Genomic DNA, 26,274 nt, shown 5'->3' with positions numbered 1-26,274 from the left:
CTTATAATGCATTAACAGATGGGCATTCGCCCGGGCATAAGGGAGAGATGATGATGAAAGAATACTACAAAAGCTTTATCCGTGGTGCGGTAGCAGGTAGCATTGCCGGTTCGCTCGCTGCGCTGCTGTTTGCCCCCAAGTCAGGTCGTGATCTGCGTCAGGACATAAAGGATCAGGCCCGTCTTGTCAGTGATAGAGGGCAGGAACTGGCGGGGAAAATTACAGACGCCTCTATTGAGTATACCGATAAAATTAAGGATACGGCCTCAGCGGTCATTCATGAAATCGGACAATTTCGTAAAAAAAGTGAAGTTCTTCCCGAAGTCAGCATTTCATCTGCTCCTGTTCAAGAAGATACGAAAAAGGATTCTCTGTAAGTAGCTCTAAATGTATATAATATAACTGAATATGGAATCGCTTTGAGGCTTCTCCTGTTGGGATGAAGCCTCTTTGTTGATGGCTTTCCCTTTTTCGAGTAATATTTGGGGGTACCTTTTACTCGAATACAACATAAGGTATGTAGCAACGGATAGCTTCCCGAGAGGGAACGACTCATACTTGAACAAAAAAGGAAGCGGTGTGTACGTGCAGCAAGCGATTGCAATATTGGATTCCGGTGTAGGAGGTTTGACGGTAGTTAAAGAAGTCATGCGTCAGCTTCCACGGGAAAAAATCATTTATTTTGGAGACACTGCGCGCACCCCGTATGGACCCCGGCCATCGGAAGAGGTTAAGAAATTTACAGAGCAAATGGTTGATTTTCTGATTCAATTTGATCCGAAAGTCATTATTATTGCCTGCAACACGGCAACAGCCGCGGCATTGGATTATATTAGCCAAAAGGTATCCATTCCGGTGATCGGAGTCATCCACCCTGGGGCACGTGCTGCAATCAGCGCAACAGCCACCGGGCATGTCGGGGTGATTGGGACTGTCGGTACGATTCGAAGCGGAGCCTATACGGCTGCGCTGAAGCAACTATCCCCCTATGTAGACGTGTTGAGTCATGCCTGCCCTGCTCTCGTTCCTTTGGTGGAACAGGGACTGTTCCGCTCAGACACAACATCAGAGGTCGTAGAGGAGTCGTTGAAGCCGATTCAAGCGTACCCGATTGATTGTTTGATTCTCGGTTGTACGCATTATCCTTTTTTGAAGGAAACGATTCAGGAAGTGATGGGCCCTAACGTGAAGCTGATTAGTTCAGCAGACGAAACGGCTCGTGAGACGAGTACGATTTTGTATAACAAGGGCAAGTTAGAGGCTGGGGATGAAACCCCTGTGCATCAGCTTTTTTGTTCCGGTGATCCGGAAATGTTCCAGAGCATTGCCGCACAGTGGCTTGGGGAGCAAATTCGTCAAACGCCTGTTGTTTGGCAGGTTACCAATCTGGATTGATGAGGCAGCCGATTTTTTTGTCATTGGACAAAAGAATCGGCTGTTTTGGTATTCGTTACATCAAGACACGCCGCGTCTGCATAACATGCAGTAAGACAGATGGAAGGGGCGTAGAAGATGAGGGAATATATCGTACAAAAAGGAGATACTTTGCACCGGGTCGCCTCGGCTTTTAAATTATCGGCAGATACATTGATGGCAGACAATCCGTGGACTGCCGCGCAACCCTATCTGATTTGTGGTCAAGTGCTGTACATTCGTCCGTCAATGGATCGTAAATACGTTATTCAGGCCGCTGAGCATGCCAGACAGATTGCCAAGCAGTTTGGTATGGAGCTTGATGAGCTGCGGCAGGCCAATCCCGAACTTGCGGAGCATGATTTTGTGGAAGGAAAAACCATTATTATACCTGAAAACCATCAGAATCAGATTGTAAGTTTGCGTGGAGAGTATGGATACGAGGACTTGAGAGAAGATCTTGCGGCCCTGGCTCAAAGGTATCCGTTTATTGAAGTGGGCAGCATCGGCACCAGTGTCATGGGGAAGGATATCCCCTATGTACGCATTGGACGGGGCCCGCTGAAAATTCACGCCAACGCCTCTGTACATGCCAATGAATGGCTGACGACACCATGTTTGCTGCGTTTTGTAGAGCGATATGCGCAAGGAGTCGACAGTACGAATGGAAATAAAGGTGGGGAGCATCATGATGAGCGTGAGGATCAAGGCGAGGCTCCTCTATGGATATATGGAGTTTCTCCACAAACCTGGCTATACCGCACTTCTTTATGGGTAGTGCCCATGGTCAATCCAGATGGGGTGGAACTGGTTCAACAAGGTGTCCTTCCGTCTCATCCCCTGTACCATGACTTAAGAAAGTGGAATGAAGGCCGTGCTGATTATCGTGGATGGAAGGCTAACATTCGCGGTGTGGACCTTAACGATCAGTTTCCGGCGTATTGGGAGGAAGAGGTACGCAGACGCGGTAAAACAAGCCCGTCCAGAAGGGATTATGCGGGCCCTGCGCCTTTGTCTGAGCCGGAGGCTAAAGCGCTTGTCGATCTGACGGAGCGGGAACAGTTTGATATGGTGTTGTCCATACACAGTCAGGGACAGGAAATCTATTGGAATTACCGGGATTTGGAGCCAAAGGAGAGTCGGGATTGGGCATCACGGCTGGCGGCTGCAACAGGATACCGGGCGGTAAAGCTGGGGGGCAGCGATGCGGGATATAAGGATTGGTTTATACAGCGGTTTGGAAAACCGGGTTTTACCGTTGAAGTCGGGCTGGGTGTAAATCCGCTGCCTATGCGTGATTATGACGATATTGCGGCAGAGGTGGGCATGTTAATGGCAACGGTGCTTTCATAGTAAAAGGGTTAGCCTGAAACTCCATGGTTTATCAGCACGTATTAGGAGGAGCACGTGTTTTACAAGTGTTCCTCTTACATGTCCCTTCAATGGGGTATATATACTTAGGAGCATTGGAAATGGAGTGAACAACCTATGAAGTGGAAAAGATTACTGTCTCTCCGTCAATGGTCACATGTGTTTCGTCGCATGCCCCGGTTTATTACTTCGTCGAAGATTCCATTGGGTGAAAAATTGCTGTTTGCCGTCCCTGTATTGCTCTATTGGGTGTTGCCAGATGTCATGCCATTTATGCCCATTGACGACATTGGGGTGACGCTGCTGCTGATGAACTGGTTTGTGACCCGCGCTGAACGTAAATATCCCGATGTGCTTGAGAAGCAGCACGTACGTGTCCAGTAGGAATAAAAGCTTATGAATTTCGTGATTGCGATTTTTCGCCATTTTCTTTACAATAGGAATATTGCCTTTCTAGTATAGAGGCTATTTGTAGTTGTTGAATTTACCTGTTAAATTGTGTGGCACGGATATTCATACTCCGATGGACCACACTTCATTTGATTAATATGAAGGAGATGAAGTTGATGAATTGCAAAATTACTCGCAACGCAGCTAAAGTATTGAAGCTTGAATTGGATAAAGAAGAAAACCAAGGGAAGAGCCTGCGCGTTGTCATTACTCATTCCCATGGAGACCATGCTCATTACGGGCTGGATTTGGACACGCCTAAAGAAACAGATACCGTCGTATCTACAGATAAAGGCATTGATGTTATTTTGGAAAACGGCCAGCCGCTGCTGGATGGTGTAAAAATTGATTACTTATACTTCCCCGAAGAAGGATTTGTCATTACTAACCCTTCCCAAGGTAATCACGGCGACCACTAAGCCGGAGCACGGAGGGATGACAGATGGCCAATGATATTCGCGTATGTGATGAATGCAATCATATTCGCTTGAAAACGATCCTGCCCAAGCTGCAAAAGATGGCACCGGATGCGGAGATCAAAATCGGTTGCAAATCGTATTGCGGTCCTTGTGGAAAGCGGGCGTTTGTATATGTGAACGGACGTTATATAAGTGCAGCTACAGAGGATGAAGTATTGGAGAAGGCTGCGCGTTTTATAAAATAATTCCAGTACGCAGCATTCACAGCTTTGTATAGTTCCCCTTCTTCTGATCCATGCTAATGGATGCAGACCACTGCCCAGAAGGAGGAGTGACTCATGGCCCAATATGATTCCAATCTCGACAATCACAGTGTCGAGGCCCAAACGCAAAACTCGGTAGACAAGCTTCACCATGCCGTTTCTCAGGCACTGTCACATCCGGCTGAGCAACTGATTGAGCAGGCGGAGCAGTCCCGTACTCATGCGGAGCATGCTTTAGAGCAGGCGAAGGACAGCCTTGGCGACGATGCGGTAGAGGTTGCTGAGGAAATGCTTGGTGAAGAAGCACAACGGCTGGAGCAAGCCAAAAAAGCATTGCGCCCATAAGCATTCGTAAATGTAAATGAGCGCGGTTTACTAGCTCAAGAATACAAAAAGCCCGATCATCAGCATATGCTGCTTGATCGGGCTTTTCTTGTTGGTATTATCTTTCCGGGAATCTGGGAAGAGTGCTGTGTAAGCAACCTTCCTCAGAAAATTTAATTGGATGTCGAAGGAGTCGCAGTGACTTCTTTGATTTCCGGTTCCCATTGGCGAATGAGATCATATGTGATCACCTGATCGGAAATGTTCAACCGATTGAGTGCTTCAGTATACCCCGGTCCGCAGGCGTTCACATCCGTAGGCTGGCCTGTGGTGAGGTTGTAACAAGTTCCTTTGGAGAACGTGCCATCCTCAGATGGAATGTAGTACACACGACCATCAGTGAAAGCGCCACTGCGCAGCACGACCATACGAGGCTTTTCGCTGAACAGATCATTACCCATAAAGTAATACGGTTTCGTTGAAATGCCAAGCAGATGCATCACCGAAGGTGTCAGATCAAGCTGTCCTGCCGGTTCAGTGTAAGTTCCCGCGCGGCTTCCATCGGGAAGATGTACTAGCAGTGGCACCTGGTTCATGATTTTTTGCATGTCGAGATCTGTGAGTGGTTTACCCAGAAATTTCTCATACAGTGCCTTATCTTTAATAGAATTGTCGTGATCCCCGTAGAACATGAGGATCGTATTATCCCACAATCCGTCTTTCTTCATCTGATCGACCAGCTCGCCTAGTGCTTCGTCCACATAATGGACGGATTTCAGATAGTCTCCGAACATGGTCCCTTCAAACTCACCAACGTCCAGATCCACGGCGTCTGGTGGCAGATTGTACGGGTGGTGGCTCGAAATTCCGACCATATAGGCGTAGAACGGCTGTTTTACTTCAGTGGTGAGATCATTGAGCGTTTGACGGAAGAAGGATTTGTCTCCCAGTGACCAGCCGAGTGGCTCATCTATCTCAAAATCCTTTTTACTGTAGAACTTGTCATAGTTCATTGCCTTATACATTGTATAGCGATTCCAGAAGCTGCTGTCGTATACGTGAAATGCATTAGGGCTGTAGCCAGTATCTTTTAGAATAGAAGGCAACGTATCGAATTTATGGTCCGCATAACGGATGAATACCGAGCCTGTAGGGAGCGGATGCAGAGAAGCATGTGTAGAGAAATCCGCGTCCGAAGTACGGCCCTGCGCAGTCTGGTGATAATAATTGTTAAAATACATGCTTTCCTTCGTCAGCTTGTCAAAGTTAGGCGTAATGGCCTGACCGTTGATTTTTTTGCCGATGAAAAAGTTCATATACGCTTCAGCTTGAATGACCATCACATTTTTGCCTTTATACTTGCCGGATAGGTCATTTTTCACTTGGAGCAGCTTTTGATGCTGATTAAACCATTCCTTATCCTTATCGGACTCCGCCTGAGCCAGCGTAGGCTGGGATCCCAGATGATCCTGACTATAGCGGTAAATGTCGTACCCGTGAAATCCGATCAGCCCGGTTACATTGTACAGGGCCATCGACCACCAGTTACCGACGAATATGCCGGTTGCCCACGTGGACGTATAATATTTAATCGGTCCAAAGGTAAAAATGTAGCCGATCAGGAAGGCCAGCGCTCCTTTGGAGAAGCGAAGCAGAAAGCTTTTGGTGAATGAGCGGCGGGACGTTTTGAAGTAAGGATCACTTGTTACATACCGACGCCGTAAGGAAGCCATGAACATCACATACGGAATGAACAGTATCCAGTCTGCAAAAAAGAAAAGATCCCACCAGTACATCAGAGATGCGATACTTCCACCCAAGGAATCAACTTGTCCAGCTTGAAGCAAGACGGGGATCGTAATGAAATCCTGAAAATACCGATAATAAACCATGTCAGAATAAATGAGAGCGGTAAGCAAAATATCGAGCACTACAAGAGCGACCAAACGTCCGCGCCTTGACAGCCATAGGGTCCAAAAACTCACAAGCAGGAGCGAACCGATAGCGATGACATAATCCAGCGGATTCATGTCAATATTTTGGGCATGCAGGTTATGGTGGATCAGAACGAGCTTGCCAATCATAAGTACAAAAAACAGACCAAACCCAAAATATCGGGACAGCAGCATTCTGCTGAACATGTTTCCAGTGCGATTTGCACCGGCCGTGCGAATAACCAACACTTTACCCCCTTCGGCATAAATGTTCGGCTAGTATAAACTACATATTAACGTAATGTTAAAACCGAAATCGCCTTTAATTATTATAGCGCTCATCCCGCGCATTTCAATGATTAAGTAAAGAAAATACAGCATTTTCCTTCCAGTACAGCAGGGGAAAGCCACATTTTTATCCTATGAACAGCACAAATCAGGCCAGGAGGCGAACGGATGGTTCGCTTCCTGGCCTGGGCATCATCTATTTAAGACTGCAACGGCGGAGTATCTTTGCGGCGCGGCGGTAGAGGGCCCAGATACTGATAGTATTGGCATTCGATCCGGCCATTAAACAGCTTGCGTCTCTTATCGGCTTTGCGTCCCCAATAGTGCTCGAATTGCTTGGTGGAGCTGATAGCAAAGAAGGACCATGTCTTCATTTCCGCTGCCGTGCGTGCGAGTGAACGGATCAGCTTTTCCACCTCGGATTGCTCGCTCAATCTCTCACCATAGGGTGGATTGGTAATCATCACACCATATTGGCCTTCAAGTCTGACTTTCGTTACAGGCATTACCTTTAGGGAGATATCTTTAGCGAAGCCTGCCGCCTTTACAGCTGCCTCTGCGACTTCGATGGCACCCGGGTCAATATCGCTGCCTGCAATCTCGAAAGGAATGTCATCGCGGGTCAAATCCATCGCTTCGTCACGAGCTTGATCCCAAAGCTCGCGACCAATGACAGGCCAGTCCTCCGAGTTAAAGGTACGTCTCAATCCCGGGGCAATATTCCATGCCTGCATTGCTGCTTCTACCAGCAGAGTACCGGAACCGCAGCACGGGTCATAGAATGGTCGATCCGGGGTCCAGCGGCTAAGCTGAATAAGAGCCGAAGCCATAGTCTCTTTGAGCGGTGCCTCCGTTACGAGCTTGCGGTAGCCGCGCTTGTGCAGCCCCGGACCCGTCGTATCGAGCGTTAGCAATGCACGGTCATTTAAGAGAATGACCTCTATAACATAACGAGGGCCGTTCTCCTCAAACCAATCCGTGTGATAGGTTTCCTTGAGCTTTTCCACAATCGCCTTCTTGACGATTCCCTGACTGGCTGGTACGCTACTAAGCTGTGATTTGTGCGAACGTCCCTCTACAGGAAATTCACCATCCAAAGGAATCCAATCCTGCCATGGCAAAGCTTTGGTGCCCTCAAACAGCTCATCGAAGGTGGTTGCGGCAAATTCACCCATTTTAATAAGAACGCGGTCTGATGTGCGCAGCCACAGGTTACACCGGCATATATCCATATAATCACCGGAAAAAACGACGCGGCCATTCTCGACGGTCAGGTCCTCATATCCGAGTTCTCTGAGCTCCCGAGCCACGACGGCTTCAAGTCCCATCGGCGCAGTTGCAATTAGTTGCAGTTGAGTCATTAAACGTATTCACTCCGTCCCCATAATCATATAAGCTTGTTTCAATCCCTATAGTATAGGTCATTGTACACGAAGAGACAAATAATTAAGGCAAATAATTTACGAAGGACATCGCTTTCAACCTGCGTTATGATAAAGCGAGAAGGAGAGATGAAACGTGGAAATTACACCCAATATGACGCCTGAACAATATGTAGACCAACTGGTACAGGAGGATGAAGCGCTCCGCGGCATCAGGGAGGCCATTGTTGGAGAGGGAATGCCTGAGGTATCGGTGGCTCATCCTTACGGGAAGCTGCTTACCTTTCTGATTGAGGTATCCGGCGCGCAGCAGGTACTGGAGATTGGCGCATTAGGCGGATACAGCGGATTATGTCTGGCCCGTGGGCTGGGAGAAAAGGGACGCATTGTGTCATTGGAGCTGAAAGAAGCGTATGCGGCACTGGCACATAGACATATGGAGGAAAACGGCTACGGTGACCGTGTCGAATATCGTCTCGGACCTGCAGCGGACAGCCTGAAGGAGCTTCAGGAAGAGGGGAGGACCTTCGATTTTTTCTTCATCGATGCCGATAAGGAAAATTACCCGGTGTATCTGGAATATGCGATTGCTCTGGCGAATCCAGGAGCCATTATTGCGGGAGATAACTGTTTCCTTCGCGGACGGACGCTTAATACCGACAAGAACGGCCCTGCCGTACAGGCTGTGAGACGCTTTAACGAAACGATAGCTACGGACCCACGGCTGGTTAGTACGCTTTTGCCAGCCTATGACGGATTGGCATTGGCACGAGTAAAATAGGTTGTAATACTACTTATATAGCTATACAAAAAGTAGCTATACAAAAAAGAACCTCCTTGTCCACAAAATTGTGGATCGGAGGTTCTTGTCTGTTCTGGAAGGTTGCCCTTACGAGAGGGCTATTTTACCTGAAATCAGGTGCTGGCTTACGATCGTAGAGCTTCATACGTACCCAGAATATGTTGACGATCAGCAGGACACCTGACATGATGAATAGTCCTTCGATGCCGATAAATCCGGACAGCACCCCGCCAATGACAGCGCCCAGCATATTACCAAGCGACAGCGAGCTGGTATTGAAGCCGAACGAACGGCTTTCCATGCCTTCCGGTGTATACGTGCGAATCAGCGCGTTTACGCTCGGCAGCAGACCGCCCATAAATATACCCATGAAAAAACGAATCGTGACGAGCTGCCACACCTGATTGACAAAAGCCTGTGGAATGAGCATAAGTGCTGTTCCGAGCAGAGCGAGGGTCAAAATGCGGTGTGCCCCGATCTTGTCACTCAATCTTCCAAGCAGCGGCGCAGCGACCATATTGGATACGCCGGTAATGGCTGTAACAAAGCCAGCAATGAGCGCAATTCCTTCTGCCGACCCATACAGCTTTTGCACATATAACGGCAACAAAGATACCGTACTGATCATGGCAAACTGGAGCAGGAACGTTACGGTAAACAGAGCCGGAAGCTGGGGCGTATGGCTTAGCTCCTTTAATCCGGCAAGAACCGAAATTTGCGGTATTCGTGCAGCTTCGGCTTTGCTGAAATCTTCCTTAACCAGAAACATTGCGATGAGAGAGGCTACAAGAATAAGAGCGCCTGTAATGTAAAAGATCGGTCTGAATCCAACCCAGTCAGCCAAAAAACCGCCCATCAGAGGGCCGAGAATCGTACCCGCCATCTGACCGGATTGCATAATCCCCATAGCGAAACCGGTCCGTTCTTTGGGTGTGGTACCCGACACCAGAGAAATCGAAGCCGGATTGAAACCCGAAATCGTACCGTTCAGCAGACGAAGCGCCAACAGTTGCCACGGATGGGTGACCAAACCCATGCAGCCGATCACCAGAGCCATACCGAAACCCGAGCGGAGTAGCATTGCTTTGCGTCCATATCGGTCAGCCAGCTTGCCCCATAGAGGCTGGAACATAAATGAAGTCAAAAAGTTTGCGGCAAAAATAACTCCGGCCCACAGCCCGATATCATGTTCTCCCTTCACATGAAGGTCTTGAGCCAGATAGAGGGCGAGGAATGGAGTAATCATCGTAATACCCGCATTGACCAGAAACTGACCGAACCAAAGCACAATGAGATTGACTTTCCACGTCTCCCACGTTTTCAATGTGCTTTCACTTCCTTTCTGTCATTTCTTGCTGATGCAAAACTACTTATCCTAAGTAGAACTTCCCGGAGCTTTAAAAAAGCCATTTCTCTAGTATAGCACACTTCATTGAAACTTTATCCAAATGTCATGGGTTTGTCATGAATTGTCTGCCAGTGGCGGTTGTTACGACTCTTGAAAAAGGGCATAATAAAACACAGTAGTTACGATTCGAACTGGAGGCTGAAGTCATGACCTACAACGATACCTTTATCCGCGCTTGCCGCAAGCAGGCTGTGGATCATATTCCCGTATGGTACATGCGGCAGGCCGGAAGGTATGATCCTGAATATCGCAAAATTAAAGAGAAATACACGTTGCTTGAAATTTGTCGTCAGCCCGAGCTGGCCGCAGAAGTGACCTTAATGCCCGTGCGCAAGCTCGGGGTGGACGCTGCTATTTTATATTCTGATATTATGAATCCGGTGGCCTCGCTGGGGGTTGATTTTGATATTGTCAAAAATATTGGTCCGGTTATTGATAATCCGATTCGTACTGCGGCGGATGTGGACAAGCTGCGCCCGATTGATGTAGAACGAGATCTGGGTCATATTTTGGAAACGATCCGTATTTTGGACCGTGAGCTGGAGGTACCGCTGATTACGTTCGCCGGAGCTCCTTTTACAATTGCTAGTTATTTAATAGAAGGCAGACCGTCCAAGGGATATATCCGCACTAAGGCCATGATGTACGGAGAGCCTGAATTATGGCGTCGGCTGATGGACAAGCTTGGAGACATGGTTATTACATACGTGCGTGCCCATATCGCTAACGGCGGCAAGGCATTTCAACTGTTTGACAGCTGGGTAGGGGCGCTTTCGCCTCATGATTTCCAAACGTTTGTGCTGCCGACGATTACACGTATTTTCCATGAGCTGTCCGATCTGGACGTACCGAAAATTTATTTTCCAGGTGTAAGCTCCGGTGAGTTGCTTCCGCTGCTGGGCGGGGTAAAAGCCGATGTGATCGGACTGGACTGGCGGGTGAGTATACCTGAAGGACGCCGTCGTTTGGGTAATGCTTTTGGTGTGCAGGGAAATCTGGATCCTTACGTGCTCACAGCGCCGATACATGTAATTAAACAGTACGCGAAAACGATTGTGGATGAAGGAATTTTGGAGCCAGGATATATTTTTAATCTGGGTCACGGTTTATTTCCAGAAGCTTCGTTAGATAAGCTGAGAGAGCTTACAGAGTATGTGCACGAGTATTCCCGTTCCGTTTTGACAAAGAAGTAATCAATCCAAAATGTTAAGAGGTGATGTGCTGATGAAAACCAAAGTGGGTGTACTGGTTATGTCCTACGGGACACCGGAAAGTTTGGATCAGGTGGAAGCCTATTATACGCATATTCGTCGTGGTAACGCTCCTTCCCCGGAGCAATTGAAAGAATTAAAGGACCGTTATGAAGCCATTGTGGGCGGTGTATTTCCGCTACGTCAAAATACGGATCGTCAGGTTCACAATCTGCAAGAAACCTTAAATCGGGAAAATCGTAACCCGGATATTGAATTTGTCTGCTATCAGGGACTCAAACATGCCAAGCCGTTCATCGAGGATGGTGTGGAGGCTATGGTGCAAGATGGTATCCGTACAGCGGTAGGTGCCGTGCTGGCTCCGCATTATTCCGTAATGAGTGTAGGCACTTATATCAAGCGAGCACAGGCCAAGGCACAGGAACTGGAGCTGGCTATATCGTTTGTGGAAAGCTATCATCTTCATCCAAAGCTGATCAAGACGTTGACCGAACGTGTGAATGCAAAGCTGGCGCTTTTCGAAGAGGCAGGGGCGAATCGGGACGAGGTACGTGTATTGTTCAGTGCGCACAGCTTGCCTGAGCGGATTTTGGCGATGGGTGACCCTTATGTAGAGCAATTGATGGCTACTTCGCAAGCAATTGCGGATAAGGCAGGAATCACCAACTGGCAGTTTACGTGGCAGAGTGCAGGTCGCACAGCAGAGCCTTGGCTCGGTCCTGACATCTTGGATACCATGCATAGTCTCAAGGAAGAGCAGGTTGAATATGTGCTGACTGCGCCAGTCGGCTTCGTTTCCGATCATCTAGAGGTACTGTACGATCTGGATATTGAGGCGCAGGCTTTAGCGAAGGAACTGGATATGCGTTTCCAGCGGATTGATTCACTTAACAGTGATCCATTGTACATGGAGACGCTTAGCGATGTCATCATAGACCAATGGAAAAAGGGATGAGGACATAATGGAGCAAAAATTACGCAACATTGTGATTGTAGGCGGAGGATTGACCGGACTGAGCGCAGCTTTTTATACACGTAAAATGTACAAAGAAGCAGGCTACACACCACGGATTACGCTGGTGGAGAAGGCCCCGGTGCTGGGCGGGAAAATCGAAACGTTGCATAAAGACGGGTTTGTGATTGAAAAAGGGCCGGACTCCTTTCTGGCCCGTAAAACGGCTATGATCGACCTGGCGAAAGAGCTGGAGCTGGATCATGAGTTGGTAAGCACGAATCCTGAGGCGAAAAAAACATACATTTTGCATGAAGGTCAGCTTCATCCGATGCCCCCCGGTCTGGTACTGGGAATTCCGACGGAGCTGCAACCATTTCTGCGAAGCGGGCTCATCTCTTTGGGCGGCAAGCTGCGGGCCATGATGGACTTTGTTATTCCGCCTCGGCGCATACCCGGTGATGAAGCCTTGGGTGATTTTATCGAACGCCGACTGGGCAAAGAAGTGCTGGAAAATGTAACCGAGCCGCTGCTGGCTGGCATATATGCTGCCAATATGAAGACGCTGAGCTTGCAGGCGACCTTCCCGCAATTTGCTGAAGTAGAGCAGCAATATGGAAGCCTCATTCACGGGATGATGACCGGAAGAAAGCCAGCCGAGACGCATACAGGCACGAAAAAAAGTGCTTTCCTGACCTTCCGACAAGGACTGCAAAGTTTGGTACATGCGTTACTGAATGACTTGCATGACTGTGATTTGCGTATAGGCGTTGCTGTTACAGAGTTCACAAAGACAGCAGACGGTGAAGGAAGCATCTACCATGTTGTACTGGATAATGGGAAGACGTTGGAGGCGGACGATCTATTTATCACGACTCCGAATTTTGCCGCTGCGCCGTTGTTGCGGGGACATGTAAAGGTGGCGGCACTGGAAGCCGTTAATTACGTGTCCGTGGCAAATGTGGTCATGGCTTTTAATAAAAAAGACATCGAGAATGTCTTTGATGGCTCCGGTTTTCTGGTTCCTCGTAAAGAGGGACGCAGTGTGACGGCCTGTACGTGGACGTCCGCCAAGTGGCTGCATACCAGTCCAGATGATAAGGTACTGCTGCGCTGTTATGTAGGGCGTGCCGGAGCCGAAGAAACGGTGGAGCTACCCGATGATGAACTGACTGCGCTGGTACGTAAGGATTTGCAGGACATGATGGGCGTTACGGCGACTCCACTATTTACGGAAATTACCCGTCTTCGCCACTCCATGCCGCAATATCCGGTAGGACACCCGCAGGCTATCACCGATCTGCGGGAAGAACTGCGTACAACGATGCCGGGAGTGTATGTTCTGGGTGCCGGCTATGATGCTATCGGCTTGCCGGATTGTATCCGTCAGGCCAAGGAATGGGCCTCTGTCGCCGTCCAAGCTGCGGAACGGGAAGCGGTCGAGGTACAGGTATAATTAAATGAATGGAGCAACTTGAATAACGAACCCTTCGCAATCCCAAGCGAGGGGTTCTATTTATACCGAAATTTGATATATAATGGAGAAGGTGTCAAAAGCGCCGGATCATTTTAGGAAAGTAATGCATATGCAACAGCATAGAAGGAGTGAAGAATGTACCCTCCCAGATCACAGAAAAATGAAGGTCGAAAGAAAGCAAGGAAGCGAAAAATAGGCAAGGCCTGGATCATTACGAATCTTGTCCTGCTGCTTATGATCGTAGGTCTTTTTGGATATTATTACATATTTGAACACAGGGAGAGTAGCTCTCTTGCGGAAAACGCCGGACTATTGCAACAGGAGAACAAGGCCAAAACGGATTCTGCGGGTGGAGGACAGTCTTCTAGCCCGATAAGAGAGAACGTTACAGCCGTTTCAAATGAACAAATGGACGATAGCTCCAATGGAGGCGAGCAAGCTGATGACGATAAAACGGAGCATTCTTCTGATACTGCTACAGATACAGACAGCCGCCCCGTGACAACGTCTGACACAAATGTTCCCGAAGGCAACTCGTCAGAATCAGGAGTATCTTCAGAGAACGCAGGGCAATCACCGAACAGCTCTTCAAATAAGGATGCATCGGACAGCGGAAATTCTACTGACCCCAACGAATCGGAGCAGGGAAAGAACATGGCATCGGATGGAACAGCTTCACCGACAGTCACGCTCCATTTTGTAGGGGATGTGCAGTTTTCCGGTAAGGTTGAGCAGCGGTTGGAAAAGAACGGATTTGATTTCCCATATCAATATCTTGGAAATCTGTTTCGCAAGGACGATCTGACGATAGCCAATCTGGAAACGCCGGTTACAACCGGGGGCGTGGGTGCGCTGAATAAAACGTATGTGTATAAGTCTTCTCCCAAGGCGTTGACTGCGTTGGCTGCGGCAGGAATAGACGCTGTAAATTTGGCCAACAATCATATTTTGGATCAGGGCACAGACGGATTACTGGATACGCTGAAATATTTGAAAGAAAATGATATAGCGTATACCGGAGCCGGGCGTGATACAAAAGAAGCGTATGCTCCGCACTATTTTGAACGTAAAGGTATTAAAATTGCGTTGTTGGGAGCTACACGGGTTATGCCCGAGGCCAACTGGAATGCAGGCGCCAAACAGCCCGGTGTTGCAGGAGCCTACGATTCGACCGCGATCGTGAAGTCGATTCGTGAGGCGAGCAAGCAGGCTGATTTGGTTATTATCATTGCCCATTGGGGCAAGGAGCGCGTAACTGTATTGGAGCCTCATCAAACCGAGCTATCGCATGCTTTTATTGATGCAGGGGCAGATCTTGTAATTGGAGGTCACCCGCACGTGCTACAGGGGATGGAGCAGTATAAAGGCAAATGGATTGCTTACAGCACAGGCAATTTTATTTTTTCTAAATCTACAGTACCAGCCACCTGGGATACAGCGATATTTCAGGCAACCTGTACCCGGGCTGGGGCTTGCAGGATGAAGCTGACTCCTTACCGGGCGGAGCTGGGGCAACCAGTTCCAATGAAGGATGCGGAGGCCGGCAAAATTTTGCAAGGAGTAGCGGCGATGTCACCGGCTAATGTTTCTGTAGGCGCAGACGGTTCAGTAACCGCCCGATAGTTGTCGAAGGAAATCTTTTACACGAGGCTGGTCTGTATTGAGGCTACCACTTGTGGATGGAGGTCATAACCGGAATGGATCATTTGTGCGTGGCTCACCGTGGTTTTTCGGGAATTGCTCCCGAGAACACGTTGGCGGCCTTTAAGCTTGCGATCGATCAGCTGTTTGTGCGCTGGATTGAGCTGGATGTACAACTGTCGAAGGACGGCGTTCCGGTGGTCATCCATGATTTCACGTTGGAGCGCACGACTAACGGCACAGGTCGAGTGAAGGATACGGACTGGAAAGAGCTGAAACGTCTGGATGCTGGTGGCTGGAAAAGCGCGGAATATCAAGGAGAAAGGATTCCTACTCTCGCACAAGTGCTGGATCTGTGTCGTGGCCGCGTATCGCTCAATATTGAGCTAAAAACCGCAGGGGATATGTATCCGGGGCTGGAGAAGGCGGTACTCCGTGAAATTGTGGCGCGGGATATGGAGAATGAAGTGGTATTGACCTCTTTTGAGCGTTCCGCTTTACGTCGGGCCAAAGAGCTGGCTCCAGGTATCCGTACCGGGCTGATTATTGATGCTCGTCCGGATGATCTGGCAAAGCAGTTGGAAGGGCTGCAATGCTCTTTTCTATCCATGGGCTACCCGCGTTTGGACCGAAAGCTGATGAAAGACTTGACCGGACGCGGTATCACTGTCATGGCGTGGACAGTGGATGACCGTAGCATTATGCGAAGATTGGCCTCATTACATCCTGAATTGATGATTTGTACCAATTGGCCGGATCGCTGGGAGCAGGTTTTTTTGCATTCCAAGCACCGGATGTGGCACTATATACGTAATCTATTTATTAAATAATTGGACTATATACGCGGGAAGGGTGACGGTCGTAATGAACGTAGAAATTCGTAATGTCTACTGTGTCGGGCGCAATTATAAGCTGCATGCCGAGGAACTGGGAAATGAGGTTCCTACAGAACCGATGATTTTTTTAAAGCCTTCCCATGCGGTAGTACCGCTGGATGGTGCAACACTGGAGCTTCCTAAAGATCAAGGAGACATTCATTATGAGACAGAGCTGGTCGTGGCGGTAGGCCGTAATTACGAACCGGGTATGTCTGCGGAAACGATTCTGAGTGCATTTGCCTTTGGTATTGATTTTACCCTGCGTGATGTACAAAGCGTTCTCAAGAAAAAGGGTCACCCATGGACGGCGGCTAAAGGTTTCAAATTTTCTGCTCCCGTTACACCGTTCTTGCCTTTAGAGAAACTGGACACGCTGGAGCAGCAGGATTTTTCATTGCTCAAAAATGGGCAGGAAGTACAGCGTGGCCATATCAAGGATATGATTTTTTCCATCGAGCATATCATTGATTACATAGCGACCCATTATGGACTGGGTGAAGGCGATATTATTTTTACAGGCACTCCGGCAGGTGTAGGGCCTGCAACGAGTGGAGATCGCTTCGAGCTATTTTGGGGAACTGACCATCAAGGAAGCTGCACAATTGGTTAAGTTAATTCGTGTGATTGCATCAATTAAGTTGGTTAAAAAGGGAGTTCTCTTGGTAGTTGGGCAGTATGGGGGGATTTCCGCAGGCAAGAATGTAAGGGCCGTGTCCTGTGCCATAGCATGGGACACGGTTTTTATATAAGTGTAGAGCGTTGTACAATAAATTACGAACTGAAAAATGAAAAACGAGAGATTCATTTCAAAGTGGGGGTATATCATGGATTGGATCATCGGATTGCTTGGCGCTGCAGTAGTGGCGGGAGCTGCTTTTTATAAAAAATCCTTAACCTTATCGGGCTTTGCGGCGGCTGTGCTGATGGGAACCGTGTATTATGGTGCAGGTAACCTGTTTTGGTTCGGGACCTTGCTCCTGTTCTTCATTACATCGACCTTGCTGTCGAGGTTCAAAAAGGAGCGCAAGGCAGAGCTTGAAAAATCGTATGCCAAAACCGGAAATCGGGATGCTGGTCAGGTATGGGCCAACGGGGGATTAGGTATGCTGTTATGCTTGTGCTATGCGATCTGGCCTCATGTTGCCTGGCAGTTGGCTTTTGTTGGCGTCATGGCTACAGTCACGTCGGATACGTGGGCAACGGAATTTGGCAGCCTGAGCCGCAAGCCGCCTCGCTCGATACTGAATGGCAAGGTGCTGGCACCCGGAACCTCGGGAGGTGTATCTGTTCTGGGGACAGCTGCGGCCTTGGCTGGGGGAGTTCTGATTGGAATAGGCGCATGGGTCTTTGGACACGCCATAGGAATGCCAGGCTTGCCGCTATGGCTGTGGGCACTGATCGGGGGAATATCTGGTAGTGCGGGGGCCTTCGCCGATTCCTATCTCGGTGCTACGGTGCAAATGATGCGTTCCTGCACGGTTTGCGGCCGGGAAGTAGAGGTAGACTCGCACTGTGGACAACCGACGGTCTATGTGCGGGGCTGGCGTTGGATGAGCAATGATAGAGTGAATAGCATCAGTTCGATTTTCGGGGGGCTGGTCGCTCTGGCAGGCATTCTGTTTATACTCTAGTACAGGGAGGTGCGAAGATGGGCGGTATACATGGAGATAAATATGAGGCCATTTTGGACGCCGCTTACACAGTCTTCGGCACCAAAGGCTTTTATGAAAGCAAGATTTCCGAGATTGCAGAACAGGCGGGTGTCGCCAAAGGCACGGTATATTTGTACTTCAAAAGCAAAGAACAGCTGTTTACAGCGGTCACGCGCAGAGATTGCGAGCAATACCTGGCTGAAATGCAGGGCGCATTGGCTAACCGCGCTTTGGAGGAGGGACTGCTGCGAATGGCAAATCTGCACTTACATTACTACTACAAGCGCAAGCAGCATACCAAGTTGTTTTTTATGACCCCGAACAATGACCCTGATTTAATGGAGTTTATGCGCGGATTTATTCAGGATTATACCGATATGGTCAAAAACAAACTGGCTTTGGAGGGTGTGCAGCAGCCTGAGCTTCATGCGAAGGCTTTCATTGGCATGATGGAGCGCCTCAAAATGGACATTTTACTGGATAAAGATTTCTGTGAATGCGATGTGGATCAGACGGCTGAATTTGCGACTAACTTGTTTATGTACGGCTGTGAAGCCGGCAGCGGGATACACAGATCGTGATATTGTAAAGCTAGAAACCGTACTGACTTCGTTCAGATCACGGTTTTTTTAATCATTTGGTGTGACTGTGTTAAAATAAACAAGATGCATCACAAAATAGGGGAAGAGTAGGGAATCCGTATGAATATTATGACCGTTGAACATATAACGAAAAGCTATGGCGAAAAAATGCTGTTTGAGGATGCTTCCTTTGGCATGGATGAGCGTGACAAAATAGGAGTGGTCGGTGTGAACGGCACTGGGAAATCGACGTTTTTACGCGTGATTTCCGGCTTGGAGCCACCGGATGATGGCAATATTGCGGTCAACAACGGTGTACGCATTCAATATTTGGCGCAAAATCCGGAGTTTGACCCCGAGGTGAAGGTACTCCAACATATTTTCCACGGCAACCAGCCGGAAATGAAGGCGGTGCGCGAATATACGGAAACGATGGAGATGCTGGAGCTGAATCCGGGCAGCGAGGAGCTTCAAAACCGCCTGTTGCGGGCAAGCCAGCAAATGGATACGCTCCAGGCATGGCAGTTGGAGAGTGAGGCCAAAAACATACTGACCCGGCTGGGTATTACGCAGTTTGAGGCACGTATGGGAGTGCTCTCTGGTGGACAGCGTAAACGTGTTGCTTTGGCAGCAGCTTTGATCCAGCCCTGTGAGCTACTCATTCTGGATGAGCCTACCAACCATATTGATAATGAGTCGGTTGAATGGTTGGAGCAGTATTTGCAGAAAAGACGCGGCGCGTTGCTGATGATTACGCATGATCGCTATTTTCTGGATAGAGTGGCAACTGTCATGCTGGAGCTGGATCATGGTCGACTTTTCCGCTATGAGGCCAACTATACCCATTTTCTGGAGCTAAAGGCGGAACGCGAGGAACGGGAAGCATCTTCGGAGCAAAAACGGCAAAACCTGTTGCGCAATGAGCTAGCCTGGATTCGCCGGGGGGCAAAAGCCCGTTCGACCAAGCAGAAAGCGCGTATTGAACGATTTGAACAGCTTAAGGATCAGCAGCCGGAAGCCCGTTCCGGGTCTGTAGACATGTCGGTAGCCTCGACGCGTCTCGGTAAAAAAATACTGGAGCTGGATCACCTGTCCAAATCGGTAGGTTCCCGTAAGCTGATTCAGGATTTGAGCTATATCGCTGTGCCCGGTGACCGGGTCGGGATTGTGGGTCCCAATGGTAGCGGAAAATCGACTCTGCTCCAAATGATTGCACAGCGCGTAGAACCGGATTCAGGCAGTGTGATTGTGGGACCGACCGTGAAGCTCGGTTATTTTACCCAGGAGCATCAGGAAATGAACGAATCGCTGCGTGTCATCGAATACATTAAGGAAGAAGCCGAAGTGATCCGGACAGCAGATGGTTCGGCTATTACAGCCGCGCAAATGCTGGAGCGTTTTCTGTTTGCGCCAAGCTCGCAATGGACGGTCATTTCCCGGTTATCAGGGGGCGAGAAACGGCGCTTGTACCTGCTTCGTGTGCTGATGTCCGCACCGAATGTACTGTTACTGGATGAACCAACGAATGATCTGGATATTCAGACTCTATCCGTGCTGGAAGACTATCTGGATGAATTTCCGGGTGTTGTTTTTATCGTTTCCCATGACCGGTATTTCCTGGACCGGACAGTAGACAAGGTACTGGCATTCGAAGGAGAAGGACAGGTACGTGTGCATGTGGGCGATTACAGCGAGTATGCAGAATGGATCAGTAAAAATGCTCAATCCGCTTCGAATCCGCCTGTCCCCGCGGGTACTTCTTTTGCTCAGTCTTCCACGTCTAAGTCTGCGGATGCTTCGGATTCAGTTAAGGAGACTAGCAAAACCAGGCTTAAATTCACCTTTAAGGAACAGCGGGAATATGAGCAAATTGACGAATTGATCGAACAGGCTGAGGAGAAGTTGGCTAGCATCCAGCGACAGATGGAAGAGTCTTTCAATGATTCCGCACGACTACAAGAGCTTATGGCTGAGCAAACAAAGGCCGAACAGCATTTGGAGCATCAAATGGAGCGCTGGACCTATCTGAACGAGCTGGCCGAGCAAATTGAACAAAGCAAATCTTAAAATACGAAACAAGTATATTGCGTGAATCGTTTTTCCGTCGTTACTTAAACAAGCAAGTCTCCGTTAAGCACTGGAGGCTTGCTTTTTCGTATTTATTCCAGTACATCGGTCGTGGAAACAACTCATGTCCTGACTTGGAAACTCGAAGCTACCTATCATTATGCAAATGTATTGAATGAATTAATTAATATGTTTTTCGTATTAATAATCAGTTTATTATATATTTCTAATATTAAAATTTGCTTGCTATAATCAAATTTATATGGAAGGGAGGCATTCAAAATGGAATATCGTAAACTTGGAAAAAGCGGCTTGAGGGTAAGCGAGATAGCATTGGGGAACTGGATAACCCACGGTGCACAAGTGGATGACACCACGGCGAAAGCATGTGTCCATGCTGCATTAGATTCAGGAATCACAACGTTTGATACCGCTGATGTTTATTCAGAAACGATGGCGGAAACGGTTTTAGGTCATTCTTTAAAGGGAATACGACGTGAAAGTATTGAACTATGCACAAAGGTTTTTCATCCAACAGGTACCGGACAGAATGATAAAGGGCTATCCCGCAAGCACATTATGGAGGCCTGCCATGCTTCTCTTCGACGCTTGCAGACGGATTATATTGATGTTTATTATGCACATCGTTTTGATCCAACCGTATCACTAGAAGAGACATTTTTGGCATTATCCGATTTGGTTCGTCAGGGGAAGGTTTTGTATGTAGGGGTGAGCGAGTGGACAGCAGACCAGATAAAGCAAGGAGCGGATTTAGCGAGAGAACTAAAGGTCCCCTTCGTGGCAAGTCAACCCCAATATTCCATGCTCTGGCGTATTATTGAAGCTGAAGTGATTCCCGCTTGTGAGCAGGAAGGAATTGGACAGGTCGTTTGGTCACCTCTGGCACAGGGTATTCTTTCTGGGAAATATGCAGTAGACAAGCCGCTTCCCGAGGGTTCACGTGCTTCTACGACAGCAGGTTCACCATTTTTCGAACGCTTGGCCGGGCAATGGTTACGTAAAGAGGTCCTTCAGGCAGTGGAGCTGATCCGGCCGATTGCACAGGAAAATGGTTTGACGCTACCACAGCTTGCAGTAGCATGGGTTTTACAAAACCCGCAAGTGTCCTCAGCTATTATCGGTGCTTCCAAGCCAGAGCAGGTAAAGGAGAATGTAAAAGCTGCGGGTGTCCGTCTCGAAGGGGAGATTATGAGACAAATTGACAGTATTTTAAACGGCGTTGTTGAACTTGATCCGAGTAAAACGGGTTAAGATTAGGCGCTGATGGTAGTTTACATGCCTAATTGCTCACTACAAGCTGTTTCTTCAACCACCTCCAGAAAACGAGTCAGAACAGCGTCATTCGCATCTGTTTTCCATGCAGCGTAAAGTGGGACGGACGGAGAATCTTCGCGAAAAGAACGAAATACGACATCACTGCGTTGGAAAACAGAAACGGAAGAGGGAACAATGGATATGCCTATACCAGCAGCTACCAAGTTAACGATTGTATACATTTGAACGGCTTCCTGTACGATTTGGGGCTGGAAGCCGTGTTGTCTGCAAAAGTCTAATATGAGGTCATGAAAAGACGCTCCCATATGAGGTGGAGACAAGATAAAAGATTCTTCCGCTAAAGAACGTAAAGACAAGGTTAAGTGGTGGGCTAGCGGGTGTGTTGCGGGAAGTACGGCGATGAGTGATTCGTTGGTGTAGAGTTGAGAGGTGATATGTATAGATGGATCTGCCCAGCGCAGGAAGCCCACATGAACTTTGCCGTCGTGTATGGCTTTCAGTTGTTGGGCAGATGTCATTTCAAACAACGTAAGCTTCACGTCTGGAAAACGCTCCCGGAATTTCTTTAAGGCGTTAACCATCAGACTGCCAGATGCCGAATCAACAAAAGCGATGGATAAATGTCCGAATTTTCCCTGACTTGCAAGCTGTGTCATTTTAATGGATTTTTCCAATTGAGAAACCATGTTTCTGGATTCTTCTAAAAAGATGGCTCCTGCGGACGTAAGTCGAACTTGCCTTTTGGTTCGTTCCAAAAGTTTCACGCCAAGCTCTTCCTCAAGGCTTTGGATTTGTTGGCTCAAGGGGGGCTGGGTGATATTCAGTTTTTTTGCAGCACGATTAAAATGTAGTTCTTCTGCGACTGCGATAAAGTAACGTAGTTTCTTCAGATCCATAGTTGTGATTTCCTTTCGCCAAGCCTTCGCCGACCTATTCTCAGTGGAACAGGTCGGTCGTCATTGTTCGGATTAAACCGTCACATAAGCGGCAAGCAGACGAGCAGTGTTCACCACAGCCTGCTTGTGCGTACGCTCCATCGCATGGGAGGCGTGTACGCCAGGGCCGATCAGCGCAGCACGGATATTGTTACCTGCTTTCAGCGCAGCCGAAGCGTCAGAACCATAGTGCGGATAAATATCAACCTCATACGGGATATTCAGCTCCTTGGCCAGCTCAATCAGACGAGTCGTCATGTCATAATCATAAGGTCCGGAAGAATCCTTGGCACAAATGGATACATCCGTCTCCTTGCAGCTCAGATCCTCGCCTATGCAACCCATATCGACGGCAATCATCTCGCTGACCCCTTCAGGGATGTAAGCAGCTCCGTGACCGACTTCCTCATAGTTGGAGATGAGCAGCTTAACAGTATGACGGGGCTTCCAGTTTTCGCGTACAGCGGATTCCAATAAACCAAACAGCGCAGCTACGCTAGCTTTATCATCCAGATGCCGCGACTTGATAAAGCCGCTGGGTGTCACGACCGGACGGGCGTCAAACGAAATAAAATCGCCTACCGCAATGCCGAGCTGGAGCACATCTTCTTTGGACTCGACAAGCTCGTCGATCCGCACCTCCATATGGCTTTCCTTGCGTTCAAAGCTGCGTGCATCATCATAGACATGCACAGACGGATGGCTCGACAAAATCGTGCCTGTATACGTTTGTCTGCTTCTGGTATGAATAAGGCAGTATTCGTTCTCGATGCTGTTCATCATGAAACCGCCGACAGATGTCAGCCGCAAGGTGCCGTGACTGGTAATCGAGCGTATCATTGCGCCTAATGTATCCACATGCGCGCTCAGCGCAACTGTACGGTCTTTTTCATGGCCCTCCAGGGTCAAGATGGCACCGCCTTTGGCGTTCCATTCTATGGGCATCCCAAGGCTTGCGGCTTCCTTACGGATCAGTTCCATCACATGATGTGTGTAACCGCTGGGACTGGGGGTGTTCAATAGTTGATTCAGAAAGGTCATTATATAATTCTCATTCAGGTGAATCATCATGTTGTTGCTCCTCCTCATTTGGACAACCGGTCAGGGTCAGAGAACGTTTGCTCTGTAACCTTGTCGGATGTAGACACCGCGCTGGACGAACCCGTCGTGCCATAGGCCGTATCCGCATATGCTTCCACAACGGGTGTGTGCTCTTCTTGCAGTGTATGAAGCTGGGTGGTCAGACGTTTGATTTCTCTCTGAAGCTTATATTGACGGAAAATACCGAAGGAACCGACGATAAGCCCTCCAAGAAGAGTGCAGCCGAGAATAAGTAAAATCAAAGGAACGTTGACCGTACGAAATAGTAGATTTACTTGGACCGATTTCACGTTAATGACAGCGAATACAGCCGTTAACAAAGCAATAACAAGAGCTGCAATCAAAGACCATTGTGTTTTCAAAATGCCACCTCCTTCCGCTACATTATAAAATCCCTTGCCCGTCATGGACAAGGGATTTATCCGAGCATCGTTTCAATGCCAGATTCTAATCGTGTATGGTTTTACTTTCCGGCGGTCAGCTTTTCCATTTCCGTAATAACTTCCTCGAATACGCTCATTGCTTCGCGAATCGGTTGCGGAGAGGACATATCCACGCCGGCCTTCTTCAAAATATTAATCGAATAATCGCTACCGCCGCTCTTCAGGAATCCTAAATAACGGTCAACGGCTGGCTGGCCTTCTTCCAGAATCTGTTTCGAGAAGCTGGTTGCCGCAGAGAAGCCGGTAGCATATTTGTAGACATAAAAGCTGTTATAAAAATGGGGGATACGCGCCCATTCCATTTCAATGTCTTTGTCTACTTTCATGCCAGAGCCGTGATATTTCACATTCAGATCATAATAAATCTCTGATAGAAGCTGCGGTGTAAGGGACTCTCCCTGTTCTGCCCGCTCATGTACGATTTTCTCAAACTCCGCAAACATCGTTTGACGGAATACCGTCGTGCGGAATTGGTCTGCATAGTAGGTAAGGAGGTACATTTTCTCTTTTGGATCGGTGGACTTTTTCAGCAAGTAGTCCATCAGCAACGCTTCATTCGTTGTCGATGCTACTTCAGCCAGGAAAATGGTGTACTGGGCATCCCGATACTTCAACGCATTATCCGAGTAATACGAATGCAGCGCGTGTCCCATCTCATGAGCGAGTGTAAACATGCTGTTCAGGTTATCTTTATGGTTCAGCAGCACATAAGGGTGAGTGCCGTAAGCACCCCAGCTATATGCACCTGTACGTTTATTTTCATTTTCGTACACATCAATCCAGCGATCATCGTAGCCTTTTTGCAACGAAGCCAGGTAGTCCTTGCCCAGCGGCTTTAGACCTTCCTTCGTTTGCTTTTTAGCATCTTCAAACGAAATGTCGAGCTTGTATTCGTCCACAAGCGGAGCGAACAGGTCATACATATGAAGCTCATCCACACCCAGCAGCTTTTTACGCAGCTTGATATAACGGTGCAGCAAAGGCAAGCTTTCGTGAATGGTGTCAATCAGATTGGTATACACTTCTTTTGGGATATTGTCACCGTATAACGACATTTCCAGTACAGAAGGGTATTTGCGAATATTAGAATAAAAAACATTTTTGTTCACATTGGCACTCAGTGTGGAAGCAATCGTATTTTTATTTTTGGCATACGTATCATAGACCGCTTTAAAAGCACGCTCACGAACTTCCCGGTGCGGACTTTCGAGAAATTGAATATAGCTGCCATGTGTTAGCTCAACCTCTTTGCCGTTTTCATCCTTGATTTTAGGGAATTTCATATCGGCATTGTTCAGCATACCGAAAATGGTTTGCGGTGCTTGAGCCAGGTTACCGACCTGTGCGAGCAGGGCTTCTTCCGACTTACCCAAAATATGCGCTTTCTCCCGTTTCATTTCCTGGAGCGTAAAGCGATAATCTGCCAGCTTCGGATCTTCAATCAAGGCATCGAGCTGATTGTCGGGCAGCGCCAAAATTTCAGGTGTCACGAAAGACAGGGCTTCACTGACCTCAACGCCTAATTTTTTGGCTTTTTGCGAAAGGCCCTGATATGTAGGTTCAGCGGTATCCTCGTCATGATGTAGATGGGCGTACACGTATACGCGCTCGGTTTTGAGCGATAGTTCATCTTCCAGCTTAAAGCAATTGACAATCACTTCGGCTGAATTCAGCTTGCCCTGGAATTGTGCAGCCTTTTTGGCTAGTTGTTTAACTTCTTCGTACTCTTGATCCCATGCTTTGCGGTCTGGAAACAGATCTTCTAGCTTCCAGGTATTTTCCGCAGGCGCATCTGCGCGTTTTACGATTTCACTCATGGAGAGCCTCCTCTGATCGAACGAAATGTGGGGTGGGGCTGCGGCGGTACGGGGCGGCTGCCAAAACGAAGAAACCGCCACGCTGACCGTGAGCAGCAGAGCAAGAGGTTTTGTGGCATGCATGTAACGGCATATCCTCCTTATACCATGGCTTGTTATGCCATAGTAT

General features: G+C 48.3%; 25 protein-coding genes. 18 read left to right on the top strand and 7 right to left on the bottom strand.

What is annotated here, in order from left to right; translation table 11 throughout:
* Positions 1-53: 53 nt before the first annotated feature.
* From ABH897_RS02680 to ABH897_RS02650, 7 genes are all read left to right on the top strand, one after another.
* Positions 54-377, top strand: coding sequence for a YtxH domain-containing protein (locus tag ABH897_RS02680; protein ID WP_404580180.1), 324 nt, complete (start codon positions 54-56; stop codon positions 375-377).
* 208 nt (positions 378-585) lie between these two features.
* Positions 586-1,395, top strand: coding sequence for a glutamate racemase (gene racE / locus ABH897_RS02675; RefSeq protein WP_044646372.1), 810 nt, complete (start codon positions 586-588; stop codon positions 1,393-1,395).
* A gap of 117 nt (positions 1,396-1,512) precedes the next feature.
* Positions 1,513-2,766, top strand: coding sequence for a M14 family metallopeptidase (locus tag ABH897_RS02670; protein WP_404591128.1), 1,254 nt, complete (start codon positions 1,513-1,515; stop codon positions 2,764-2,766).
* A 135-nt stretch (positions 2,767-2,901) separates the two neighbouring features.
* Positions 2,902-3,168, top strand: coding sequence for a hypothetical protein (locus tag ABH897_RS02665; protein WP_283655453.1), 267 nt, complete (start codon positions 2,902-2,904; stop codon positions 3,166-3,168).
* 182 nt (positions 3,169-3,350) lie between these two features.
* On the top strand, positions 3,351-3,653 hold the full coding sequence (locus ABH897_RS02660) for a heme biosynthesis protein HemY (protein ID WP_014280825.1): 303 nt from the start codon (positions 3,351-3,353) through the stop codon (positions 3,651-3,653).
* Between the two features lie 23 nt (positions 3,654-3,676).
* Entirely contained in the window at positions 3,677-3,898 is a 222-nt protein-coding gene (locus tag ABH897_RS02655) for a YuzB family protein (RefSeq protein WP_014280826.1), read from the top strand.
* A 93-nt stretch (positions 3,899-3,991) separates the two neighbouring features.
* Complete coding sequence (locus ABH897_RS02650) at positions 3,992-4,261, top strand: hypothetical protein (RefSeq protein ID WP_404520969.1); 270 nt, start codon at positions 3,992-3,994, stop codon at positions 4,259-4,261.
* 152 nt (positions 4,262-4,413) lie between these two features.
* Here ABH897_RS02650 and ABH897_RS02645 read toward each other — a convergent pair whose 3' ends face one another.
* Positions 4,414-6,423, bottom strand: a complete 2,010-nt coding sequence (locus tag ABH897_RS02645; protein WP_404520968.1) for an LTA synthase family protein — start codon at positions 6,421-6,423, stop codon at positions 4,414-4,416.
* Between the two features lie 239 nt (positions 6,424-6,662).
* Complete coding sequence (locus ABH897_RS02640; RefSeq protein ID WP_404520967.1) at positions 6,663-7,823, bottom strand: THUMP domain-containing class I SAM-dependent RNA methyltransferase; 1,161 nt, start codon at positions 7,821-7,823, stop codon at positions 6,663-6,665.
* Positions 7,824-7,980: 157 nt separating this feature from the next.
* On the opposite strand from ABH897_RS02640, the gene ABH897_RS02635 reads away from it, so the two are divergent.
* Positions 7,981-8,625, top strand: a complete 645-nt coding sequence (locus tag ABH897_RS02635) for an O-methyltransferase (protein ID WP_404520966.1) — start codon at positions 7,981-7,983, stop codon at positions 8,623-8,625.
* A gap of 124 nt (positions 8,626-8,749) precedes the next feature.
* Here ABH897_RS02635 and ABH897_RS02630 read toward each other — a convergent pair whose 3' ends face one another.
* On the bottom strand, positions 8,750-9,970 hold the full coding sequence (locus ABH897_RS02630; RefSeq protein ID WP_044646322.1) for an MFS transporter: 1,221 nt from the start codon (positions 9,968-9,970) through the stop codon (positions 8,750-8,752).
* Positions 9,971-10,200: 230 nt separating this feature from the next.
* On the opposite strand from ABH897_RS02630, the gene hemE reads away from it, so the two are divergent.
* The 10 genes from hemE (at position 10,201) to ABH897_RS02580 (ending at position 21,785) form a co-directional block, all read left to right on the top strand.
* A complete protein-coding gene (hemE, locus tag ABH897_RS02625) occupies positions 10,201-11,247 on the top strand; it encodes a uroporphyrinogen decarboxylase (protein WP_283655457.1) in 1,047 nt (348 codons plus the stop codon).
* A 31-nt stretch (positions 11,248-11,278) separates the two neighbouring features.
* The gene (hemH, locus tag ABH897_RS02620) at positions 11,279-12,220 is read left to right on the top strand and encodes a ferrochelatase (protein WP_404591125.1); all 942 of its coding nucleotides are present in this window, start codon (positions 11,279-11,281) and stop codon (positions 12,218-12,220) included.
* A gap of 7 nt (positions 12,221-12,227) precedes the next feature.
* A complete protein-coding gene (hemG, locus tag ABH897_RS02615) occupies positions 12,228-13,673 on the top strand; it encodes a protoporphyrinogen oxidase (RefSeq protein ID WP_404591123.1) in 1,446 nt (481 codons plus the stop codon).
* Positions 13,674-13,829: 156 nt separating this feature from the next.
* A complete protein-coding gene (locus ABH897_RS02610) occupies positions 13,830-15,317 on the top strand; it encodes a CapA family protein (RefSeq protein WP_404591121.1) in 1,488 nt (495 codons plus the stop codon).
* A 74-nt stretch (positions 15,318-15,391) separates the two neighbouring features.
* Positions 15,392-16,165 (top strand): glycerophosphodiester phosphodiesterase, encoded by a 774-nt coding sequence (locus ABH897_RS02605; protein WP_404520963.1) that lies wholly within the window; start codon positions 15,392-15,394, stop codon positions 16,163-16,165.
* Between the two features lie 34 nt (positions 16,166-16,199).
* The gene (locus ABH897_RS02600) at positions 16,200-16,823 is read left to right on the top strand and encodes a fumarylacetoacetate hydrolase family protein (RefSeq protein ID WP_283655461.1); all 624 of its coding nucleotides are present in this window, start codon (positions 16,200-16,202) and stop codon (positions 16,821-16,823) included.
* Between the two features lie 214 nt (positions 16,824-17,037).
* Positions 17,038-17,844, top strand: coding sequence for a DUF92 domain-containing protein (locus ABH897_RS02595; RefSeq protein WP_283655462.1), 807 nt, complete (start codon positions 17,038-17,040; stop codon positions 17,842-17,844).
* A gap of 17 nt (positions 17,845-17,861) precedes the next feature.
* Complete coding sequence (locus tag ABH897_RS02590; RefSeq protein WP_404591119.1) at positions 17,862-18,446, top strand: TetR/AcrR family transcriptional regulator; 585 nt, start codon at positions 17,862-17,864, stop codon at positions 18,444-18,446.
* Positions 18,447-18,566: 120 nt separating this feature from the next.
* Positions 18,567-20,513 carry an ABC-F family ATP-binding cassette domain-containing protein gene (locus ABH897_RS02585; protein WP_404591117.1) on the top strand — a complete coding sequence of 649 codons (1,947 nt, stop codon included), beginning with the start codon at positions 18,567-18,569 and terminating at the stop codon, positions 20,511-20,513.
* A gap of 282 nt (positions 20,514-20,795) precedes the next feature.
* On the top strand, positions 20,796-21,785 hold the full coding sequence (locus ABH897_RS02580; protein WP_404591115.1) for an aldo/keto reductase family protein: 990 nt from the start codon (positions 20,796-20,798) through the stop codon (positions 21,783-21,785).
* Positions 21,786-21,805: 20 nt separating this feature from the next.
* Here ABH897_RS02580 and ABH897_RS02575 read toward each other — a convergent pair whose 3' ends face one another.
* The 4 genes from ABH897_RS02575 to pepF form a co-directional block, all read right to left on the bottom strand.
* Positions 21,806-22,705 (bottom strand): LysR substrate-binding domain-containing protein, encoded by a 900-nt coding sequence (locus ABH897_RS02575; protein WP_283655466.1) that lies wholly within the window; start codon positions 22,703-22,705, stop codon positions 21,806-21,808.
* Positions 22,706-22,777: 72 nt separating this feature from the next.
* Entirely contained in the window at positions 22,778-23,815 is a 1,038-nt protein-coding gene (locus tag ABH897_RS02570; RefSeq protein WP_404591113.1) for a M42 family metallopeptidase, read from the bottom strand.
* A 14-nt stretch (positions 23,816-23,829) separates the two neighbouring features.
* On the bottom strand, positions 23,830-24,252 hold the full coding sequence (locus ABH897_RS02565) for a LapA family protein (protein ID WP_283655468.1): 423 nt from the start codon (positions 24,250-24,252) through the stop codon (positions 23,830-23,832).
* 56 nt (positions 24,253-24,308) lie between these two features.
* Positions 24,309-26,105, bottom strand: coding sequence for an oligoendopeptidase F (gene pepF, locus ABH897_RS02560; protein WP_404520973.1), 1,797 nt, complete (start codon positions 26,103-26,105; stop codon positions 24,309-24,311).
* Between the last annotated feature and the right edge of the window lie 169 nt (positions 26,106-26,274).

It is taken from the genome of Paenibacillus sp. RC73, from assembly GCF_044908085.1.
Classification (GTDB): domain Bacteria; phylum Bacillota; class Bacilli; order Paenibacillales; family Paenibacillaceae; genus Paenibacillus; species Paenibacillus terrae_A.
Note: the sequence above shows the minus strand (reverse complement) of the source record. Positions and strands in the feature narration are given on the sequence as shown.

Coding starts and splice junctions, on each gene's coding strand:
- ABH897_RS02605 (WP_404520963.1), top strand. CDS start 15,392: ATGGATCATTTGTGCGTGGCTCACCGTGGTTTTTCGGGAATTGCTCCC.
- ABH897_RS02610 (WP_404591121.1), top strand. CDS start 13,830: ATGTACCCTCCCAGATCACAGAAAAATGAAGGTCGAAAGAAAGCAAGG.
- ABH897_RS02660 (WP_014280825.1), top strand. CDS start 3,351: ATGAATTGCAAAATTACTCGCAACGCAGCTAAAGTATTGAAGCTTGAA.
- hemE (WP_283655457.1), top strand. CDS start 10,201: ATGACCTACAACGATACCTTTATCCGCGCTTGCCGCAAGCAGGCTGTG.
- pepF (WP_404520973.1), bottom strand. CDS start 26,105: ATGAGTGAAATCGTAAAACGCGCAGATGCGCCTGCGGAAAATACCTGG.
- ABH897_RS02595 (WP_283655462.1), top strand. CDS start 17,038: ATGGATTGGATCATCGGATTGCTTGGCGCTGCAGTAGTGGCGGGAGCT.
- ABH897_RS02575 (WP_283655466.1), bottom strand. CDS start 22,705: ATGGATCTGAAGAAACTACGTTACTTTATCGCAGTCGCAGAAGAACTA.
- ABH897_RS02640 (WP_404520967.1), bottom strand. CDS start 7,823: ATGACTCAACTGCAACTAATTGCAACTGCGCCGATGGGACTTGAAGCC.
- ABH897_RS02590 (WP_404591119.1), top strand. CDS start 17,862: ATGGGCGGTATACATGGAGATAAATATGAGGCCATTTTGGACGCCGCT.
- ABH897_RS02670 (WP_404591128.1), top strand. CDS start 1,513: ATGAGGGAATATATCGTACAAAAAGGAGATACTTTGCACCGGGTCGCC.
- ABH897_RS02570 (WP_404591113.1), bottom strand. CDS start 23,815: ATGATGATTCACCTGAATGAGAATTATATAATGACCTTTCTGAATCAA.
- ABH897_RS02665 (WP_283655453.1), top strand. CDS start 2,902: ATGAAGTGGAAAAGATTACTGTCTCTCCGTCAATGGTCACATGTGTTT.
- ABH897_RS02580 (WP_404591115.1), top strand. CDS start 20,796: ATGGAATATCGTAAACTTGGAAAAAGCGGCTTGAGGGTAAGCGAGATA.
- hemH (WP_404591125.1), top strand. CDS start 11,279: ATGAAAACCAAAGTGGGTGTACTGGTTATGTCCTACGGGACACCGGAA.
- ABH897_RS02680 (WP_404580180.1), top strand. CDS start 54: ATGAAAGAATACTACAAAAGCTTTATCCGTGGTGCGGTAGCAGGTAGC.
- hemG (WP_404591123.1), top strand. CDS start 12,228: ATGGAGCAAAAATTACGCAACATTGTGATTGTAGGCGGAGGATTGACC.
- ABH897_RS02600 (WP_283655461.1), top strand. CDS start 16,200: ATGAACGTAGAAATTCGTAATGTCTACTGTGTCGGGCGCAATTATAAG.
- ABH897_RS02565 (WP_283655468.1), bottom strand. CDS start 24,252: ATGACGGGCAAGGGATTTTATAATGTAGCGGAAGGAGGTGGCATTTTG.
- ABH897_RS02585 (WP_404591117.1), top strand. CDS start 18,567: ATGAATATTATGACCGTTGAACATATAACGAAAAGCTATGGCGAAAAA.
- ABH897_RS02650 (WP_404520969.1), top strand. CDS start 3,992: ATGGCCCAATATGATTCCAATCTCGACAATCACAGTGTCGAGGCCCAA.
- ABH897_RS02655 (WP_014280826.1), top strand. CDS start 3,677: ATGGCCAATGATATTCGCGTATGTGATGAATGCAATCATATTCGCTTG.